General features: G+C 70.6%; 16 protein-coding genes and 1 pseudogene. 8 read left to right on the forward strand and 9 right to left on the reverse strand.

The window, feature by feature from the left end; genetic code table 11:
- Window positions 1-34 precede the first annotated feature (34 nt).
- Entirely contained in the window at window positions 35-406 is a 372-nt protein-coding gene (locus tag HHX35_RS14020; protein ID WP_182899247.1) for a VOC family protein, read from the reverse strand.
- Window positions 407-416: 10 nt separating this feature from the next.
- The gene (locus HHX35_RS14025) at window positions 417-1,304 is read right to left on the reverse strand and encodes a helix-turn-helix domain-containing protein (protein ID WP_182899248.1); all 888 of its coding nucleotides are present in this window, start codon (window positions 1,302-1,304) and stop codon (window positions 417-419) included.
- A gap of 102 nt (window positions 1,305-1,406) precedes the next feature.
- On the opposite strand from HHX35_RS14025, the gene HHX35_RS14030 reads away from it, so the two are divergent.
- Window positions 1,407-2,804 carry an MFS transporter gene (locus tag HHX35_RS14030; protein WP_182899249.1) on the forward strand — a complete coding sequence of 466 codons (1,398 nt, stop codon included), beginning with the start codon at window positions 1,407-1,409 and terminating at the stop codon, window positions 2,802-2,804.
- Window positions 2,805-2,820: 16 nt separating this feature from the next.
- Here the strand turns inward: HHX35_RS14030 and gdhA are convergent, their stop codons facing one another.
- The gene (gdhA, locus tag HHX35_RS14035; protein ID WP_182899250.1) at window positions 2,821-4,164 is read right to left on the reverse strand and encodes an NADP-specific glutamate dehydrogenase; all 1,344 of its coding nucleotides are present in this window, start codon (window positions 4,162-4,164) and stop codon (window positions 2,821-2,823) included.
- 71 nt (window positions 4,165-4,235) lie between these two features.
- Window positions 4,236-5,168: a GNAT family N-acetyltransferase gene (locus tag HHX35_RS14040; RefSeq protein ID WP_310739082.1), complete on the reverse strand. Its 933-nt coding sequence runs from the start codon at window positions 5,166-5,168 to the stop codon at window positions 4,236-4,238.
- A gap of 179 nt (window positions 5,169-5,347) precedes the next feature.
- On the opposite strand from HHX35_RS14040, the gene HHX35_RS14045 reads away from it, so the two are divergent.
- The 4 genes from HHX35_RS14045 to HHX35_RS14060 all read left to right on the forward strand — a co-directional run bounded on the left by HHX35_RS14045 (window position 5,348) and on the right by HHX35_RS14060 (window position 10,026).
- A complete protein-coding gene (locus HHX35_RS14045; protein WP_182899252.1) occupies window positions 5,348-5,869 on the forward strand; it encodes a SigE family RNA polymerase sigma factor in 522 nt (173 codons plus the stop codon).
- Window positions 5,866-6,843, forward strand: a complete 978-nt coding sequence (locus HHX35_RS14050; RefSeq protein ID WP_182899253.1) for a hypothetical protein — start codon at window positions 5,866-5,868, stop codon at window positions 6,841-6,843. Before HHX35_RS14045 ends, HHX35_RS14050 begins: the two co-directional genes overlap by 4 nt.
- A gap of 213 nt (window positions 6,844-7,056) precedes the next feature.
- Window positions 7,057-8,133 (forward strand): sorbosone dehydrogenase family protein, encoded by a 1,077-nt coding sequence (locus HHX35_RS14055; RefSeq protein WP_182899254.1) that lies wholly within the window; start codon window positions 7,057-7,059, stop codon window positions 8,131-8,133.
- A gap of 162 nt (window positions 8,134-8,295) precedes the next feature.
- Window positions 8,296-10,026: a PQQ-dependent sugar dehydrogenase gene (locus HHX35_RS14060; RefSeq protein WP_182899255.1), complete on the forward strand. Its 1,731-nt coding sequence runs from the start codon at window positions 8,296-8,298 to the stop codon at window positions 10,024-10,026.
- A gap of 16 nt (window positions 10,027-10,042) precedes the next feature.
- Here HHX35_RS14060 and HHX35_RS14065 read toward each other — a convergent pair whose 3' ends face one another.
- Complete coding sequence (locus HHX35_RS14065; RefSeq protein WP_182899256.1) at window positions 10,043-10,822, reverse strand: thioesterase family protein; 780 nt, start codon at window positions 10,820-10,822, stop codon at window positions 10,043-10,045.
- Window positions 10,823-10,909: 87 nt separating this feature from the next.
- Entirely contained in the window at window positions 10,910-11,287 is a 378-nt protein-coding gene (locus HHX35_RS14070; protein WP_182899257.1) for a signal peptidase I, read from the reverse strand.
- Between the two features lie 401 nt (window positions 11,288-11,688).
- On the opposite strand from HHX35_RS14070, the gene HHX35_RS14075 reads away from it, so the two are divergent.
- A complete protein-coding gene (locus HHX35_RS14075; RefSeq protein WP_182899258.1) occupies window positions 11,689-12,576 on the forward strand; it encodes an MBL fold metallo-hydrolase in 888 nt (295 codons plus the stop codon).
- A 214-nt stretch (window positions 12,577-12,790) separates the two neighbouring features.
- Window positions 12,791-14,042, forward strand: a pseudogene (locus HHX35_RS14080) (IS701 family transposase).
- Between the two features lie 24 nt (window positions 14,043-14,066).
- On the opposite strand, the gene HHX35_RS14085 reads toward HHX35_RS14080, so the two are convergent.
- The 3 genes from HHX35_RS14085 to HHX35_RS14095 all read right to left on the reverse strand — a co-directional run bounded on the left by HHX35_RS14085 (window position 14,067) and on the right by HHX35_RS14095 (window position 16,147).
- Window positions 14,067-14,264 (reverse strand): hypothetical protein, encoded by a 198-nt coding sequence (locus HHX35_RS14085; protein WP_182899259.1) that lies wholly within the window; start codon window positions 14,262-14,264, stop codon window positions 14,067-14,069.
- Between the two features lie 713 nt (window positions 14,265-14,977).
- On the reverse strand, window positions 14,978-15,445 hold the full coding sequence (locus tag HHX35_RS14090; RefSeq protein WP_139580849.1) for a carboxymuconolactone decarboxylase family protein: 468 nt from the start codon (window positions 15,443-15,445) through the stop codon (window positions 14,978-14,980).
- A 57-nt stretch (window positions 15,446-15,502) separates the two neighbouring features.
- Window positions 15,503-16,147, reverse strand: a complete 645-nt coding sequence (locus tag HHX35_RS14095; RefSeq protein WP_220505373.1) for an NAD(P)H-binding protein — start codon at window positions 16,145-16,147, stop codon at window positions 15,503-15,505.
- Between the two features lie 184 nt (window positions 16,148-16,331).
- On the opposite strand from HHX35_RS14095, the gene HHX35_RS14100 reads away from it, so the two are divergent.
- A complete protein-coding gene (locus HHX35_RS14100) occupies window positions 16,332-16,805 on the forward strand; it encodes an Rrf2 family transcriptional regulator (RefSeq protein ID WP_182899261.1) in 474 nt (157 codons plus the stop codon).
- The last annotated feature ends 445 nt before the right edge of the window (window positions 16,806-17,250 follow it).

Here is a 17,250-nt window from a genome sequence, read left to right on the forward strand (position 1 = left end):
CCTCCGGACGCTACCGCATCGGCCCGCGAGAGGCTCACAGGCGGCGGCGCAGCAGGCAGAACTCGTTGCCCTCCGGGTCGGCGAGCACGTGCCAGTCCTCCTCACCGGTCTGGCCCACGTCGGCCGGTACGGCGCCGAGCTTGATCAGGCGCTCCAGCTCGGCCTCCTGGTCGCGGTCGGTGGGGTTGACGTCGATGTGCAGGCGCAGCTTGCCTCGCTTGGGCTCGGGCACCGGCTCGAAGATGAGCGTCGGCTGAAGGCCGCCGAAGCCGGTGCCCGGCGGACCGATCTCCACCCAGCCGTCCTTGCGTTCGAGGACCTCGAAGCCCAGCACCTCGCACCAGAACGCGGCGAGCCGCTCGGGGTCGTGGCAGTCGACGACGAGTTCGCTGATTCTGCAGGCCATGACCGCGCCTTTACCCCGGCACGGTCTCCGCATGCAGCGGGCAGCGGGCGGTCTCCGGATGCGCCCTCAGCCATTCGAGCCGCTGCCGGCTCTCGTCGTCCATCGGCGTGTAGACGACGACGCGGGTCTCCGGTGGCGCGGGCAGCGCCATGCTGGTGGACGTCACGCGGATCAGCCCCACGGACGAGTGCTTGAACAGCTTCATCCGCGTGCCCGGCCTGGCCACGTCGTGCGTCGCCCACATCCGGGCGAACTCCGGGCTGACCGCCGACAGCCGGGTGACGAAGCCCGTCCACGCCGGCTCGCCCACGTGCCTGCCGAAGGCCGCCCGCAGCGTGGCGACCATCTGGGGAAGCTCCTCGTCCTTGTTGACGAACGGGCAGCAGCAGTCCGGCAGCGTGAACACCCGCCACAGCACGTTGCGATCGCGCGGCGGCTGCCCTATCAGGCCCCCGAAGAGGGCCCCGTACGAGGTGTTCCAGGCGAGCAGGTCGTAACGCCCGTTGTAGACGGAGGCGGGCAGCGGATCGAGGTGGCGCAGGATCACGTGGACCTCGGCGTCCAGCGCGTCCCGGCCGCCGCCGGGATCGGCGATCTCGGGCAGGTCCGCCAGCCGGTAGAGGTGCTCCCGCTCGGCCGCGTCGAGCCGCAGCGTACGGGCGATCGCGTCGAGCACCTGCACCGACGCGTTGATCGGGCGGCCCTGCTCCAGCCACGTGTACCAGGTCACGCCCACGCCTGCGAGCTGGGCGACCTCCTCCCGGCGCAGGCCCGGCGTACGGCGCCGCAGGCCGGGCGGCAACCCGACCTCCTCGGGCCGGATCCGCTCGCGTCTGCTGCGCAGGAAGGCGGCGAGCTCGTCACGCCTGGTGTGCCTGGTGCCGGTCCCCGTCGTCACCTCCCCATCTTGCCGAGTGGGCGGACCTGTTGCCAGGTGGTGTCGGTACCAGTATCCGCAGGCTCTCGGCACCGGTATCGCGGCGGCCGCATCGTTGCCGCCATGACCACTGTCACCACCCGCGCGCCGGCCGCGCGGCGGACCTCGTCGGCTGTGCTGCTCACCGTCATCCTGGCGGGGCAGTTCATGGCCATCCTCGACGCCACCATCGTCAACGTCGCCGCGCCCACGATGCGCACCGACCTCGGGGCCACCGGCTCGGGGCTGCAACTCGTCATCTCCGGCTACACCGTGGCGTACGCGATGCTGCTGATCACCGGGGCACGCCTCGGGGGGCTGCTCGGCTACCGGCGGCTGTTCCTCACCGGGCTCGCGGTGTTCACGGCCGCGTCGCTGATGTGCGGGCTCGCCCCGTCGACCGGCGTGCTGATCGCCTTCCGGCTGGTGCAGGGCGCGGGAGCCGCCCTGATGGTGCCGCAGGTGCTCAGCCTGATCCAGATCACCTTCGACGGCGCCACACGGGGGCGGGCGCTCGGTGTCTACGCCACGGTCATCTCGGTCGGCGCGGTCGTCGGCCAGGTGCTCGGCGGGCTGCTGGTGACCGCCGACCTGTTCGGCACGGCCTGGCGGCCGGTCTTCCTGGTCAACGTGCCGATCGGGCTCGCGCTGCTGGCCGTCGGCGCCCGGACGCTGCCCGCCGCACACGTGCGGCGTGAACAGGGGCTCGACGTGCCCGGCCTGGTCACCCTGTCGCTCGCGGTCTGCCTGCTGGTCGTGCCGCTCGTGCTCGGGCACGAGGAGGACTGGCCGCTGTGGGGGTGGGTCGCGATGGGCCTGTCGGTTCTCGCGTTCTGCGCGTTCCTGCTCGTGGAGCGGCGTGCGGCGCATCCGCTCGTCCCCGGCCGCCTGCTGCGCGCCCCCGGGGTGGCCGTAGCCGCGGCCGGCATCTTCCTCGTCATGGCGGCGTACGGCGGCTGGCTGTTCGCCATGGCCCTCCATCTGCAGGGCGACCTCGGCGACAGCGCCCTGCGGGCGGGCTGCCTGTTCATCCCCGCAGCCGCCGCCTTCGGACTGACCAGCCTCAACTGGAAGCGGCTGCCGGCCCGCCTGCACCGGCCGATGATCGTCGTGTCCGCCGTCGTCACCGCCGCGGGCGAGCTGGCCCTGGCGGCGGCGCTGGCCGGCGGCGGCCACGGCGAGCCGCTGCTGGAGATCAGCTTTGTGGCCATCGGGGCCGGCATGGCGGGCACGTTCAGCCCGCTCATGGCCGTGGCGCTGGCCCGGGTCGCGCCCGCCGACGCGGCCGACGCCAGCGGCCTGCTGGCGATGATGCTCCAACTCGGTCAGGTCGTCGGCGTGGCCGTCTTCGGCACGCTGTTCCTCAGCCTCGCCCCGTCGGCGCACGCCGCCACGGTGACGTCGCTGTGGCTGGCCGCGGTCTCGCTGGCCGCGGGCGGGTGCGCGCTGCCTCTCCTGCGCACCCGCCGGAACTCCGGATGAGCACTCGGATGAGCGCTCAGATGAGGCCGAGGGCGAGCATCGCGTCCGCCACCCTCCTGAAGCCGTCGATGTTCGCGCCGGCCACGTAGTCGCCCGGCATGCCGTACGCGTCGGCGGTCTCCAGGCAGCGGGCGTGGATGTCGCTCATGATCTCCTGGAGCCGCCGTTCGGAGAACTCGAACGTCCACGAGTCGCGGCTGGCGTTCTGCTGCATCTCCAGGGCGCTGGTGGCCACGCCGCCCGCGTTGGCGGCCTTGCCGGGGCCGAAGGCCACCCCCGCCTCGCGAAGCACCCGGATGCCCTCGGGCGTGGTGGGCATGTTGGCGCCCTCGCCGACCGCGACGCACCCGCCCCGCACGAGGGCCTCGGCGTCCTTGCCGGTGATCTCGTTCTGCGTGGCCGACGGCAACGCCACCTCACAGGGCACCTCCCACACGCTGCGCCCGGCGACGTACGCCGCCTCCGCGCCACGGCGCTTGGCGTAGTCGCTGAGGCGGCGCCGCTCGACCTCCTTGACCTGCTTGAGGAGGTCGAGGTCGATGCCCTTCTCGTCCACCACGTAGCCGGAGGAGTCGGAGCAGGCCACGACGACGCCGCCCAGCTCGCGCACCTTCTCGATCGCGTAGACGGCGACGTTGCCCGAGCCCGAGACGACAACGCGCTTGCCGTCGAACGACGTGCCCCGCGCCTTGAGCATCTCCTCGACGAAGAACGCGCAGCCGTAGCCGGTGGCCTCGGTGCGGACCTGGGCGCCGCCGTAGGTCAGCCCCTTGCCGGTGATGACGCCGGACTCGTACCGGTTGGTGATGCGCTTGTACTGGCCGAACAGGTAGCCGATCTCCCGTCCCCCGACGCCGATGTCCCCCGCCGGCACGTCGGTGTGCTCGCCCAGGTGCCGGTAGAGCTCGGTCATGAAGCTCTGGCAGAAGCGCATGATCTCCCGGTCGGAGCGGCCCTTCGGATCGAAGTCCGCGCCGCCCTTGCCCGCGCCGATCGGCAGGCCGGTCAGGCTGTTCTTGAAGATCTGCTCGACCGCCAGGAACTTGATGATGCCGAGGTAGACGGAGGGGTGGAAGCGCAGCCCGCCCTTGTACGGCCCGAGCGCGCTGTTGAACTCGACCCGGAAGCCGCGGTTGATGTGCACCTCGCCCCGGTCGTCGTCCCAGGGCACCCGGAAGATGATCTGCCGTTCCGGCTCGAAGATCCGCTCGATGATCTTCTGCTCCGCGTACTCGGGGTGCTTGCCGAGCACCGGGCCGATGCTTTCCAGCACCTCCCGTACGGCCTGGTGAAACTCGATCTCACCTGGATTGCGGCGCAGGACGTTGTCGTAGACGGCCTCGAGCCTCTCGTGCAGCATCAACCACTCCCTTGATGTCTGATTCCTCCCTATTTCACAGTAGAGGCATCCGGGTTGTGAGCAACCACTTCTCAGCGCGTGGGACGTACGAGGGCCCGCCAGACGTCGATGACGAGCACCGGGCGCATGCCGACCGACCGGTAGAGGCCGAGAGCGGGAGTGGTGTTGTTGCTGTCCACGTGCAGGATCGTGCCCACCCGTCCGCGCCGCTCGTCGGCCTCGAAGGCCCGCGTGAGCAGCAGCCGGCCGAGACCGCGCCCGCGGAAGGCGGGCCGCACCGCCAGCGTGCGGACGTAGCCGCAGTTCTCGTCGGGCACGAAGTGGTTGGTGCCGAGCAGCATGGCCGCGGGCTCGCCGTGGACGCGGGCCAGCAGCAGCTGCGTCCAGTCGTTCGCGCTGGACGCCTCCATTTCGTCGGCCCACTCCTCGAACCTCTTCGGCACGAACCCGAAGTGCTCGGCGAACGCCTCCTGCTGGACGGCGTGCGCCACGCGCAGCAGCTCCTCGCCGCCGGGTGCGCCGGTCTCGACCGTGACCCCGTGCAGGAAGAGGGGCCGTACGCCGGCGTGGTCGGTTCGCATGCGGTGGAAGCTGGTCGCGGGTGCGAAGCCGCGCTCCTTGGCTGCCTCGCGCATGACCGTGTCCTGCTCGTAGACGCTGACGTCGGCGACCGCGTGGTCGTGCCCGGCCTCGCGGGCGAGGTCGCCGGCCCGGCCGAGCACCAGGTCCCATATCAGGGCGGCAGCGCCGGGCTCCCGCGCCTGCACGTCGACGTCCACGTTGTCGCTCGTTCCCTTGCGCCTGGCGTAGCCCCAGCCGAGGAGCCGCCCGCCCGAGCGGACCACCCAGCTGTCGTGCTCCAGGTCCAGCTCGCCGAGGGTGTCGGCGATGTCGTCGAGCGTCCAGTCGGGCTTGCCGGTCACTTCGACGTCGTGCTCGGCGACCAGTTCGTGGATGGCCGCCGCGTCGGCGGGCGTCGGCCGCCGGATGTCGTAGTCGTTCACGCCACTGTTTGTACGCATCGCGACTTGTGGGCCGCTTGCCGCCGAATTGGCGGCGCGGAACCGCCGCCTCAAGAAGCTGTCCAGTAGGCGCGTCTTCGGCGAGCCGTGCAACCTTCTCGGCATCGCGCGCATCAGAGAGGCGAGCACGCCCGCGGGTACGGAAAGGGGGGCGGACGCACGTGGGGGGAAGTCCGGGGCGCGACGCCGAGTTCACCGAGTACGTGACGGCGAAGGCGCTGTGGCTGCGCAAAGTCGCCTACCTGTTGTGCGGCGACTGGCATGCCGCCGACGACCTCGTGCAGGCCACCGTGACGAAGCTCTACATGAACTGGCATCGCGCCGGTCGGGCGGACAACGTCGACGGCTACGCCCGTACGACACTCGTCAACACGTTCCTGGCCGAGCGGCGGGCGCCATGGGCGCGTCTGATCGTGCTGCGCGGCGCCCAGGACGACGTCGCGGACCACGAGGGCGACGTCGACGCGGCGCTCGACCTGCGGGCGGCCCTGGCCTGCCTGCCCCAGCGCCAGCGGGCCACCGTCGTCCTGCGGTATTTCTGCGACCTCAGCGTCGAGGAGGCGGCCCGGACGCTGGGCTGCTCGACCGGCAACGTGAAGAGCCAGACGGCACGGGGCATCGACACGCTGCGCCGTCTCCTCCGGACCCGTCCCGTCGCTTCGCCGAAGGAGCATCGAGCATGACCGGCGACATCGCGGACCTGGCCGCCGAGCTCAAGGCGCTGGCGCAGGCGCCCGCGCCCCCGATGGCCCTGGACCTCTCCCGTGCACGCGAGACAGGACGCAGGCGGCTGCTCCGTCGCCGAACCCGGACGATCGGCGCCGTCGGCCTCGCCGTCCTGACGGCGGTCCTGGCGGCCATGCCGCTCGTCAGGCCGGCGCCGGAGCCGGCTGCGGCGGTGACGTTGTCCACCGGGCCCTCCCCGCTGATCGCGCACGCCTCGTTCGGCTGGTTGCCCGAGCAGATCGCCGGAGTCGGCTACCAGGCGGGGCCGCACGGGGACCAGATGCTGGCGAGGGGGAGGGGCGACTACGGCGCGCGGATCATCCTCAGCCTCTACCCGGGCGACCGGGAGCCGGAGCCGGGAAGGTTCGCCGACGGCGCCGAGGGGGTCGCCGTGTCCGCCCGGGTCCACGGCCGCCCCGCCTACTGGCTCACCCATGACGCCTCCGATCCCCTCAACGGAGGTGACACCTACCTGCGCTGGCAGACCGCCGGCGGCCGGTGGGCCGAGCTGCATGCCTACTACCTGAACGTCGCCGATCCGCAGGAGGTCCTGCTGCGGGTCGCGGCCGGCGTGACCGTCGGGGACCGCGCCGTACCGCTGCCGCTGCGCGTCGGCGGCCTGCCCGCCGGTGTCCGCGTACAGGAGGTGCACCTGTGGCGGCCGCCGTTGCGGGGCATCGGCGCGTGGGAACTGCAGGTGTTCCTCTCGGCGAACGGTCTCCCCGTCACCGTCGGCGTCAGCCCGGCAGGAGGCTCCCCGAAGCCTCGGAAGAGCACCTGCACGAGCGCAGCCGGCCTCGACGTGTGCGTGCAGGTCGACGGCCCGGTGCCCGCGTCGCTGCGCGCGATCGGCGGTCCGCGGGGGCTGCTCGACCGGATCACCGTGCTCGGCACCGACGAACGCGACTGGACGACAGACGTGATCGGCTGACGCGGGCCGCGCGAGTGCGTCAGGGGCTTGCGCGCTCCGGCCGTCACGCAGGCCGGGGGAACGGACGAACGCGCAGGTCACCGAGGATCGGCCAAGGGCGTCTCCCATGACGGCCACACGGCGCGGCGGGCGGATTCCCTGGTTCGGCAGGTGTACGGTTCGCGAGTTGTACGGCCACGAGCCGTAAGCCCATGTCCCGCACCGGAGCCTCTCATGCCCAAGCGTCTCGTCGTGGCGCTCGCGACCGCACTCAGCGCGGTGACCGCCGCCGCCACTCTCGTCGCGATCCGGCCGGCCACCGCGGACGCCGCCACCTCCGGGTACGACTTCGCCCACCCGCAGGTCGTCACGACGGGACTGCGGGCGCCCTGGGGGATGGCCTTCCTTCCCGACGGCAGCGCCCTCGTCTCCCAGCGCGACACGGCGGACATCATGCAGGTGCGCCCCGGATCCGCGCCCGTGAAAGTGGCCACGGTCCCGAACGTGTCGCCAGGGGGTGAAGGGGGCCTGCTCGGTATCGCGGTCTCCCCGATCTACGCCCTCGACCAGTGGGTCTACGCGTACTACACGAGCGCCTCCGACAACCGGGTGGTCCGGTTCCGGCTGAGCTCGCCCCAGACGCAGCAGCCGATCCTCACGGGCATCCCCCGCGCCCAGACCCACAACGGCGGGCGGATCGCGTTCGGCCCGGACGGCAGGCTGTACGTGGGCACGGGCGACGCCGGGAACTCGGCCAACGCGCAGAACCCGAGCAGCCTGGGCGGCAAGATCCTGCGCGTCAGGCCCGACGGCACGGTGCCCGTGGACAACCCGTTCGCCGGCTCGCCGGTCTACAGCTACGGCCACCGCAACGTGCAGGGGCTCGCCTGGGACGAGGGCGGCCGGCTGTACGCCACGGAGTTCGGCCAGAACACCTGGGACGAGCTCAACCGCATCCTCCCCGGCCGCAATTACGGCTGGCCGATCTGCGAGGGCGTGTGCTCCGACCCGCGCTTCACCGATCCCCTGGTGACCTGGAGCCCCGCCCAGGCGTCTCCCAGCGGTCTCGCGTACGCCAAGGGCACGCTCTTCGCCGCGGCCCTGCGCGGGACGCGGCTGTGGACGGTGCCGATCAGCGGCGGCACGGCGGGCACCCCGGTGGCCGAGTTCCAGGGGACGTACGGGCGGCTGCGCACCGTGGCCGTCGGACCCGACTGCTCGCTGTGGGTGGCGACGAGCAACCGCGACGGCCGAGGGACCCCGGCCGCCGACGACGACCGGATCATCCGCGTCCCGCCCGCGGCCCGCTGACCCTCGCCATCGCCGCCGAGGGGTCTGAAAGTTTCCTCACCCGAGGCCCCGGCGGCGGACGAACGCGCAGGCCGGTGAACGGGCCTCAACCGGTCCGTTGCCTCGGGCGCGGGCGACGCTTTCGATTGAGCCGGTAGCCCCGTCCGCTCCCGGGAGCGTGTGATGCCCAACCGCCTGTCCGCGGCACTCGCGGCCGTCCTCTGCGCCGTGACCGCCGCCGCGGCAGTCGTCATGATCCGGCCGATCGCCGCCGGAGCGGCCACCACCGGATTCGACTTCACCAAACCACAGGTCGCCGTCACGGGACTGCTGACGCCTTGGGGGATGGACTTCCTGCCGGACCGCAGCGCTCTCGTGACCGAACGCGCCACCGCGAACATCTGGCGGGTGTATCCGGGGTACACGCCCACACTGGTGACCACCGTCAAGAACGTGTACGCGGTAGGCGACGGCGGCCTGCTCGGCATCGCCGTGTCCCCCACATTCACGCAGGACCAGATCGTCTACGTCTACTTCACCACCACCTATGACAACCGCGTGGTCCGGTTCCGGCTGAACTCACCTCAGACACAGCAGGTCGTCCTCGCCGGCATTCCTCGGGGCCCGTCGGACAACGGCGGGCGGATCGCGTTCGGTCCCGACGGCATGCTGTACGTCTCCACCGGCGACGCCGGCAACCCCGCCAACGCGCAGAACGGCACCCTGGGCGGCAAGATCCTGCGCATCAGGCCCGACGGTTCGATCCCTCCGGACAACCCGTTCTCCGGCTCGCCGGTCTACAGCTACGGCCACCGCAACGTCCAAGGCCTCGCCTGGGACACGGGCGGCCGGCTGTACGCCACGGAGTTCGGTGCGGACGCCTGGGACGAGCTCAACGTCATCGTCCCGGGAGGCAACTACGGCTGGCCGGCCTGCGAAGGCGTGTGCGGCGACACACGCTGGCGCGACCCGATCGTGACCTGGCACCCGGCCGAGGCGTCGCCAAGCGGCCTCGCGTACGCCAACGGGACGCTCTTCGCCGCGGCCCTGCGCGGGACACGGCTGTGGACCGTGCCCATCAGCGGCGGCACGGCGGGCACCCCGGCGGCCGAGCTCCAGGGAAGGTTCGGACGGCTGCGCACCGTGGCCGTCGGTCCGGACGGCTGGCTCTGGCTGGCGACGAGCAATCGCGACGGCAACGGGACTCCCGTCTCGGGCGACGACCGGATCATCCGGATCCCGCCCGTCATCGGCTCGCCGCCGTCCGGCCCGTCGCCCTCAGCGTCGGGCGGCCCGTCGGCCTCACCGTCGCCCTCGCCGTCCGGTGGCGTCTCGCCATGCCTCTCCCCTTCGCCCGGCCCTTCACCGTCGCCGTCACCCAGCCCCTCGCCGTCACCCAGCCCCTCGCCGTCACCCAGCCCCTCGCCGTCGCCCAGTGCCTCCTCTTCGCCCAGCCCTTCACCGTCGCCGTCAGCCAGCCCCTCGCCGACGCCGTCGCCCAGCGTCTCGCCGTGCCCCTCCCCCACGCCCAGTCCTTCACCGTCGCCCAGCCCGTCGCCGTCCGTCAGTCCTTCACCGTCGCCCAGCCCGTCGCCGCCTGCGGGCACACGCTCGTGTGAGGCGACGATCCGTTTCATCCTCACGTGGACGGCGGCCTCCCGGGGCGAACTGACGGTGCGGAACACGGGGACCCTGCCCATCTCCTCGTGGATGGTCACCTTCAAGGTCCCCAACGGTCTGAGCTACGTGGTGTGGAACGGCGGCTACAGCACGCCGGGAGCCACGGTGACCATCACCAACCAGCCCTGGAACGGCGTGCTGCCGCCGGGCGCGGCGGTGACGACGGAGTTCGCGGTCGGCTGGTCTGGTGGCACCGTCGATGTGCCGTCGCCCGTCACCTGTACGGCCGCCTGACGCCCCGGCTGGGAGATCAGGCGGTCCGGGGCTCGACGAAGAGGGTCTGCGTCGCCGTGCCGACCTCGCCGGACTGGTCGAACAGCGTGGTGCGGGTGAGCCCGCGTCCCCGGGGGCCGATCGTCGTGGCCGCGTCCAGGCAGACCCACTCCCCCTCCGGGGCCCGGAACAGAGAGATGGTGAGGTCCACGTTGGCGAACAGGTAGGCGTCGAAGTCCAGGACGCCGCTGATGCCGTTGCCGCTGTCGGCGAACATCGCGAGCCGTTCGAGCGGCGTGATCTGCTCACCTTCGACGAGCGGCACCCGCGCCCTGCCCCACGCGACTGCGGGCCCGGCCTCGTCCGGGGAGCCCTTGACGAACCGCCAGTCCGTGGCCCTGCCATACCCGAAGCCCTGCGCGATCCACGACTCCGCGTCGCCCGGGGCCGGCGGCGGGACCGGCGCGGGCGGCGGCGCGGCCTCGCTCGCCGGGCTGCCGGCCTCCCTGATGCGCCACGCGGTCGCCCTGACCAGCTCACGCCCGCCGGAGGTGACGGACGCACCAAGGCACTGCACGCGCCTGCCGTCCCTGATCATCTCGGTGCGCACCTCCACCTCCGCCACCGGGACGGGGGCGAACACGTCCACCGCCAGCCGGGCCAGAGGAAGGCCGGGGGAACGACCGGCGACGCGGGCGAGCTCGTGCACCAGCAGCGCGGTGACGGGCCCCATGTGCTGATGCCGCGAATCCCACGGTCCCTGGGTGTGCTCGGTCGCCTGGTATCGGCCGTGGCCGAGGGGGACGTACATCGCCATGGAACAAGATTCTAGAGGCGGCTCGCGGCTCCCTCCGGCGCCGGTGCGCCCGGGGATCCACCCGCTGACCCGACCCGGCTGGGGCCGCTACGGAGAAGCCGTGCCGGAGACGGCATACCCCGGAATCGACGGCCACCGGACGGTGAGCACCACCGACTCCTCTTCGGCATGCCAGGAGTGATCGACCCCGTGGCCCCACACCACGTAATCGCCCTGATTCGCCAACAGCACGCTCCGCCCGGGAAATTCAAGGCGAAAACGGCCACTGATCAGCACGAGGAGCGCGGTGCGCTTCTCGCCGGTGACCCATTCCGCACGGCGGTCGCCCCGAGGATGCACGAACCACTTGATCTCGACGTCCTCACTGTGCCTTACATCGTCAGCGGGTTTGAAATGCCCCAGCAGCCACCCACGGTCGGCGACCGAGTCCAGATGCGCGTTACCCACGTACACGTTCTCCGCCATAGCCCCGCACGCTAGCGAAGCCGTCAAGGCCTGCGGGCTCCCGTCGCCACCCAGGCGCAAGCAGCCGGCGGCTCCGAAGTGGCCCACGTCGTCCAGTCGATCCAGCTCACCGACCGCCCAGCGCTCCGCGCGATGCCCGAGGACTGTTACGCGAGCCTGAGCGGAAAAACCAAGATCGACTAGTGGCGCGCGCCGGCCCCTTGAGCACTTCATGACAATCGCCTTACCCGCGAACGGCAAACAGAGCACTATTTTCGAAATTGTCAACCGCGCACAGAGAAGGCATCCGAGAGCGGCCATCCCCGGAAAAGTCAACAGCATTCTTTGATTTGTTCTCCTACGAAGCGCGTGATATCCAATTGGTCGCCGGTTTTCACCAGCCCGCGCGGAGGGACCACGTCATGAACGAGCACTCGGCCGACTCCGTTTGGCGCGTCGATGACCGCTGCACCAACTGCGACGTGGCCCGGCAGCTCGCACCGGAGCTGGTCGCCGAGGTCGACGGCCGCTCCTCGGTCGTCCGCCAGCCGCGCACCGACGCGGAGGAACAGGCGTTGTACACCGCGGCTTTCGCCTGTCACACCCGGTCTATCCGGCGCGGCACGCGCGGACCGGACCCGGCGTTCGATCCCTTCCCCCTGCGCCTCTCCGAGCACGTGCACCTGTGCGGGCACAATTCGCGGCACACGGCCGGCGCGAATTCCTACCTGCTGCGCCGGCCCGCCGGAAACCTGATGATGATCGACACGCCGCGCTGGAGTTCCGCCCTGGCCGGCAAATACGCCGCCCTCGGCCCGATCACCGACGTCCTGCTCACCCATCGCGACCACGCCGCGCACGGCCGCGAATACGCCGACCGGTTCGGTGCCCGCCTGTGGATCCACGAAGGAGACCTGGCCGCCGCGCCGGACGCCGACCACGTCATCAGGGGCACCGAGCCGATCGAGATCGCCAACGGCGTGACGGCGCATCCGCTGCCCGGACACACCGAGGGCAGCGTGCTGTACCTCGCCGACCAGACCTACTGCTTCAGCGGTGACAGTTTCTACTGGTCCCGCACCGACGATGACATCGCCGTCGCCGAATCGGTCACCTGGTACTCCATTACGGAACTGGCCGCGTCGCTGGCCCGTACGGCACCGCGGGTGCGCTTCGAATGGCTGCTGCCCGGCCACGGCGACCGCAAGCGACTGCCTGCCGACGAGTTCGCCCGCCGGATGCACGCCCTGGCCGGCCGTACCGGGCGGCTCTCACCCCGGCCGATCGACTTCACCGCACTGCGCTGGTGACTCGCCCCTCTCCCCACCGAGCGGTGCGCCGCCGGCAGCCGCGCCGACAAGCACCGGCGTGCCATACCTAATACTCCAGCCGTAGATGGCGATCTTGCGCGTGGGCTGGTGGCGGAGATGGGGACGGCCACCGCGATCATCGAGTGTTGTGCTGACAATCAAAGATCGGGCGGTGGCCGCAAGCGGTAGCGTAGCGGCCTCGCGGTGGCAGGCGATGTTCGATGAGCTCACCGGCCGGATCGGCAGCAGGTTCTCCCGGGTGGAGCCGCGGCGGCGGGTCCGGGCTCTGCTGGGCGGGCTGCTGTCGGAGTTACCGCGTAAGAACTGCTGGACGCTGGCCGAATATGCCGGAGACCGTACGCCGGACGGGATGCAGCACCTGCTGTCGCGGGCGGTATGGGACGCCGACGCCGTGCGCGACGACCTGCGCGGCTACGTGGTGGAGCACCTCGGGCAGGACAGGGCGGTGCTGGTGGTGGACGAGACCGGCGACCTGAAGAAGGGCATGAGCACGGTCGGGGTGCAGCGCCAGTACACCGGCACCGCCGGACGGATCGAGAACAGCCGGGTCGCGGTCTTCCTGGCCTACTCCACCCCGGCCGGTCACGTGTTCATCGACCGGGAGCTGTATCTGCCCCGGGCGTGGACCGACGATGCCGGGCGGTGCCGGAGGGCGGGAGTACCCGCCGATCGCCAGTTCGCTACCAAGGGTGAGCCGGCGACGCGGATGGTCGCACGCGCTCTGGACGCAGGCGTCCAGGCGAGGTGGTGACCAGTGATGAGGTGTACGGCCAAAGCCCGCACCTGCGAGCGGAGCTGGAAGCCCGCCAGGTCGGGTACGTGCTCGCGGTCGCCTCCAGCCACAGGGTGACCATCGGCGCCGGGGTCTGCCGAGCCGATCAGGTGATCTTCTCGGTGGCGCAGGCGTCCTGGCAGCGGCTGTCGGCCGGCACGGGCGCGAAGGGGCACCGCTACTACGACTGGGCCGTCGTCGAGATCGACCGCGAAGGGCCAGGACGGCACTGGTTACTGATCCGCCGCAACCGGCGCACCAGTGAGCTGGCCTTCTACCGCTGCTACGCCCCGGCCCGGTTCCGCTGGCGGTCCTGGTCATGGTGGCCGGCCGTCGATGGACCATCGAGGAGTCCTTCCAGACCGGCAAGGGCCTGACTGGTCTGGACGAGCATCAAGTCCGCCGGTGGACATCCTGGTACCGGTGGACCACCCTGGCCATGCTCGCCCACGCCCTCCTCGCCGCGGTTACCGCCCAAGAACGCGCTGCCCAGCCGGCCGAACCCGAACTGGCGCCGCTGACGCTCGCCGAGATCCGGCGTCTGCTCGTCCCGGTGCTCATCCAGACCGCCCACAGCATGACCCACCTGCTTCGCTGGTCCCGCTGGCGGCGACGCCACCAAGTCCGCGCCCAGGCCAGCCACTACCGGCGGCAAGCTCTTTACGAGCCATGACTGGGATCGTTGACACTCCGAGCACTAGGCCCCCGCGGCCTTGCCCAAGGTGACAGTGCCGACATTCAGGCGGACCAGCGACGCCCGATCGAGTACCTCGAGCACCCGCTGGGCCTCCTCCTCGTCAGGCCGCCCCTCGACGAGCTCGTCGAGGGGTGCGCTGCGCGCCACCTCCTCACCGTCCCGCACGTCTATCAGGCGCAACAGCAGGTCGCGTGCCACCTCGCGCTCGGCAGCGCCGCGTACACCTGCTCGGCGACCACGCCGAGCAGGTGTACGCTGCCAGGGAGTCCGGAGGCCGTACGCCCGCGGCGGCCTGCGCGCCGTCGGTCAGCAGGGCGCTTCCGGCGCCGGTTCCGCCGAGAAGGCCCAGCAGGAGCCGCTGGGCAAAGGGGCGTGGCGGCCGGGTCCTTGAACAGGGCGGTGACGACCAGTTCGCGCAGCCTGGTAGGTAGCGCGCCGAGATCGGGGTGATGGGTCAGCAGGCGGTTGATCACTGTGACCAGAGTGGGCGCAGCGAAGGCGCCGCGGCCGGTGGCGGCAAATAGGCTACCGCTGCCCAGGCGGACACGTCGGATGCCAGGCTCGGCCCGGCCACCGGAGAACAGCTCGGGTGCCATGTAAGTGGGGGTGCCCATGAGTCCTTCGGTGATGCCGGCCGTGACCTCGGCCGTGCGGGCGATGCCGAAATCGATGACCCGTGTTGTGCCCGAGCATCCGGGCGGTGCAGAACGGCGGCACCCGCCCGGCCGCCAGGACGTCCTTGGCGAAGCGCCGCCGCAGGGAATGATCCCCGGCGAGGTAGGCGTGCGGTGCTGACCGATAAACGCTGCCGCTTCTCGCAGGCAAAATCAGGCCGCTCAGCTGCACAGATTGCCGCGGTTCACTCTCTGTAGCCGGCCCGCCATGCGCAGCACCTCAACGGCCCAACTAAGTCAATTGCGAGGTTGCGCCGGCATCTGCAGCGGGACACCGACTCGGTTGAAGGCGTTCATCAGAGCCACCTGGACGACCAGCGCGCCGAGTTCCTCGTCGGTCATGAGGTCGCGGACGCCGGCCCAGACCTCGTCGCTGACGCCGTGCGGGGTCAGCGTCGTTGCGGCCTCGGTGTACTCGAGCGCCGCCCGTTCCGCCGGGGTGAACAGCGCCGATTCGCGCCACGCGGACAGCTGGATGATGCGGTTCAGCGATTCGCCCTGCTCCAGCGCATCGTGACTGTGCAGGTCGATGCAGTGCACGCAGTGGTTGATCTGCGAAGTACGCAGCTTGACCAGCTCGCGGATGGTCGGATCGAGTGGCGAGGTGAGAATGGCCTGGTCCGCGGCGTACAGCGCCTTGGCGGCCTTTGGGGCGGCCGTCCGCAGGTCGAGGCGGGGCTCACCGCTGTGCACGTGGGTGGTCATGATTTCTCCTTCAGGCGTGGATATCGCGTTGTCGAGCCAGGCGTGTGCTGGCGGGGGTCACGAGGACTGAGTGGCTGACCAGTCGTCGAAGGTCGTGCGCCCGATCCGGGCGACACCGAGCGGAACCAGCGAGTCCCGCACGATCGGTACGCCGAAGTAGCCGGCGCCGGCGTCCGGCTTGAGGGGGCGCTCATCACCTCGCGCGGCAAGCGCCGAACCGATGAAACGGGCGAACGCCGCGCGCTCCGGCCCCGCGACCTCGACCACGCCGTCGAGCGGGGCGGAGGTGGCTACGTCCACGAGCGCGGCGGCGACGTCGGCCGCAGCGACCGGCTGAAGGTCCGCGGTGGGTGGCACGATCACGTCGTCCTGGGCCATGCCGGCGCCCATGGCCGTCAGGTTCTCGAAGAACTGTGTCGCCCGCACGATGGTGAAAGGGGTGCCCGACTCGGCGACGAGCCTTTCCTGCGCGGCCTTGGCCTCAAGGTAGCCCGGGTGCGAGAGCCGGTCTACACCGACGATCGACAGCACCACATGGTGCCGCACCCCGGCTTCCCGCCCGGCCTTCAGCAGGGTGCGGGTGGAGGTGGTGAAGAAGTCGAGGATCGGCTCGGGTTCGAAGATCACTTTATTGGTCACGTCGACGACCACGTCCGCGCCCTTCAGCGCGTCGGCGACGCCGCGGCCACTGATCGTGTCCACGCCGGTTCCCGGCGCGGCCGGAACGACGTCGTGACCCAGCATCTGCAGCGACTCGACGACTTTCGACCCGATGAGTCCGGTTCCCCCGGCAACGACGATGCGCATGTCCCACTTCCGAATTCGGATAACTGTTGTCCGAGATTCTATTCGGACAACAGTTGTCCGAGTCAAGTAGGCTGGGCGAATGAAGATGTCAGGCGGGGTCGAGTGGGGCTTGCACTGTTGCGTCGTGCTCAGTGGGGCGGGCGCGCCAGTGACGGCGGCCAAGCTCGCCGAGCTGCACGACGTCTCGCAGAGCTATCTGGCCAAACAGCTGCAGCTGTTGTCCCGCGCAGGCCTTGTGCGCTCGACGCTGGGCCAGTCCGGCGGCTATGTGCTGACTCGGGCTGCGAACGAGATCACGGTGCTGGACGTGGTCGAGGCGATCGACGGCGTCGAGCCGGCGTTCCGGTGTACAGAAGTGCGTCAGCGGGGCCCGATGGCCGTGCCGGCGGAGCGGTGTGACACTCCCTGCCCGATCGCCCGCACGATGGATTCCGCCGACCGCGTCTGGCGGGAGTCGCTACGCAGGGTCACCATTGCCGACCTGATCGCCGACGTCAACCGCATGACGCCACCTGAGATACTCGCGGGGGCCAGGGAGTGGCTGCGCGCCTGAGCAGCGGCGACGAGCCGTACATGGCCGCGAACCCATCCGGCTCCGGCACTGCCAGCAGCGAGAGTGTGTCCCGTCAGTGGTGTATCTCGATCTTGTTTGCTTAACTCAACGTTACTCGCCGGAGCAAGCCAGGAGCCAGCGCTCGAGCAAGACCAGCCCGCGGTGAATCCCTACGACCTGGCCGAACACGAGACCACTCAGGACTCCCATGCTCGTGGCGGCCACCTATGCGGCCGGTACCCACAGACCGACGATGCGCGAGCGGAAAAGGCTGAACGCATGTAGGCCAGCGGTACGACGACGCCGACGACGTCCATCCTGCCTTCAACGCGTTGTTCGAACCGCCCTCCGGAGTGGCAGGGGCCTGAGCCCGACTACCTTAGTACTCCAGCCGTAGATCGTGATCTTGTGAGTGGGGGCGCCGCTGATATGGCGCGGCCACCAT

This window comes from Microbispora sp. H10830 (assembly GCF_014161375.1).
GTDB classification, from domain to species: domain Bacteria; phylum Actinomycetota; class Actinomycetes; order Streptosporangiales; family Streptosporangiaceae; genus Microbispora; species Microbispora catharanthi.

Coding starts and splice junctions, on each gene's coding strand:
- HHX35_RS14100 (WP_182899261.1), top strand. CDS start 16,332: ATGAAGATGTCAGGCGGGGTCGAGTGGGGCTTGCACTGTTGCGTCGTG.
- HHX35_RS14030 (WP_182899249.1), top strand. CDS start 1,407: ATGACCACTGTCACCACCCGCGCGCCGGCCGCGCGGCGGACCTCGTCG.
- HHX35_RS14020 (WP_182899247.1), bottom strand. CDS start 406: ATGGCCTGCAGAATCAGCGAACTCGTCGTCGACTGCCACGACCCCGAG.
- HHX35_RS14075 (WP_182899258.1), top strand. CDS start 11,689: ATGAACGAGCACTCGGCCGACTCCGTTTGGCGCGTCGATGACCGCTGC.
- HHX35_RS14065 (WP_182899256.1), bottom strand. CDS start 10,822: ATGGCGATGTACGTCCCCCTCGGCCACGGCCGATACCAGGCGACCGAG.
- gdhA (WP_182899250.1), bottom strand. CDS start 4,164: ATGCTGCACGAGAGGCTCGAGGCCGTCTACGACAACGTCCTGCGCCGC.
- HHX35_RS14070 (WP_182899257.1), bottom strand. CDS start 11,287: ATGGCGGAGAACGTGTACGTGGGTAACGCGCATCTGGACTCGGTCGCC.
- HHX35_RS14060 (WP_182899255.1), top strand. CDS start 8,296: ATGCCCAACCGCCTGTCCGCGGCACTCGCGGCCGTCCTCTGCGCCGTG.
- HHX35_RS14090 (WP_139580849.1), bottom strand. CDS start 15,445: ATGACCACCCACGTGCACAGCGGTGAGCCCCGCCTCGACCTGCGGACG.
- HHX35_RS14055 (WP_182899254.1), top strand. CDS start 7,057: ATGCCCAAGCGTCTCGTCGTGGCGCTCGCGACCGCACTCAGCGCGGTG.
- HHX35_RS14050 (WP_182899253.1), top strand. CDS start 5,866: ATGACCGGCGACATCGCGGACCTGGCCGCCGAGCTCAAGGCGCTGGCG.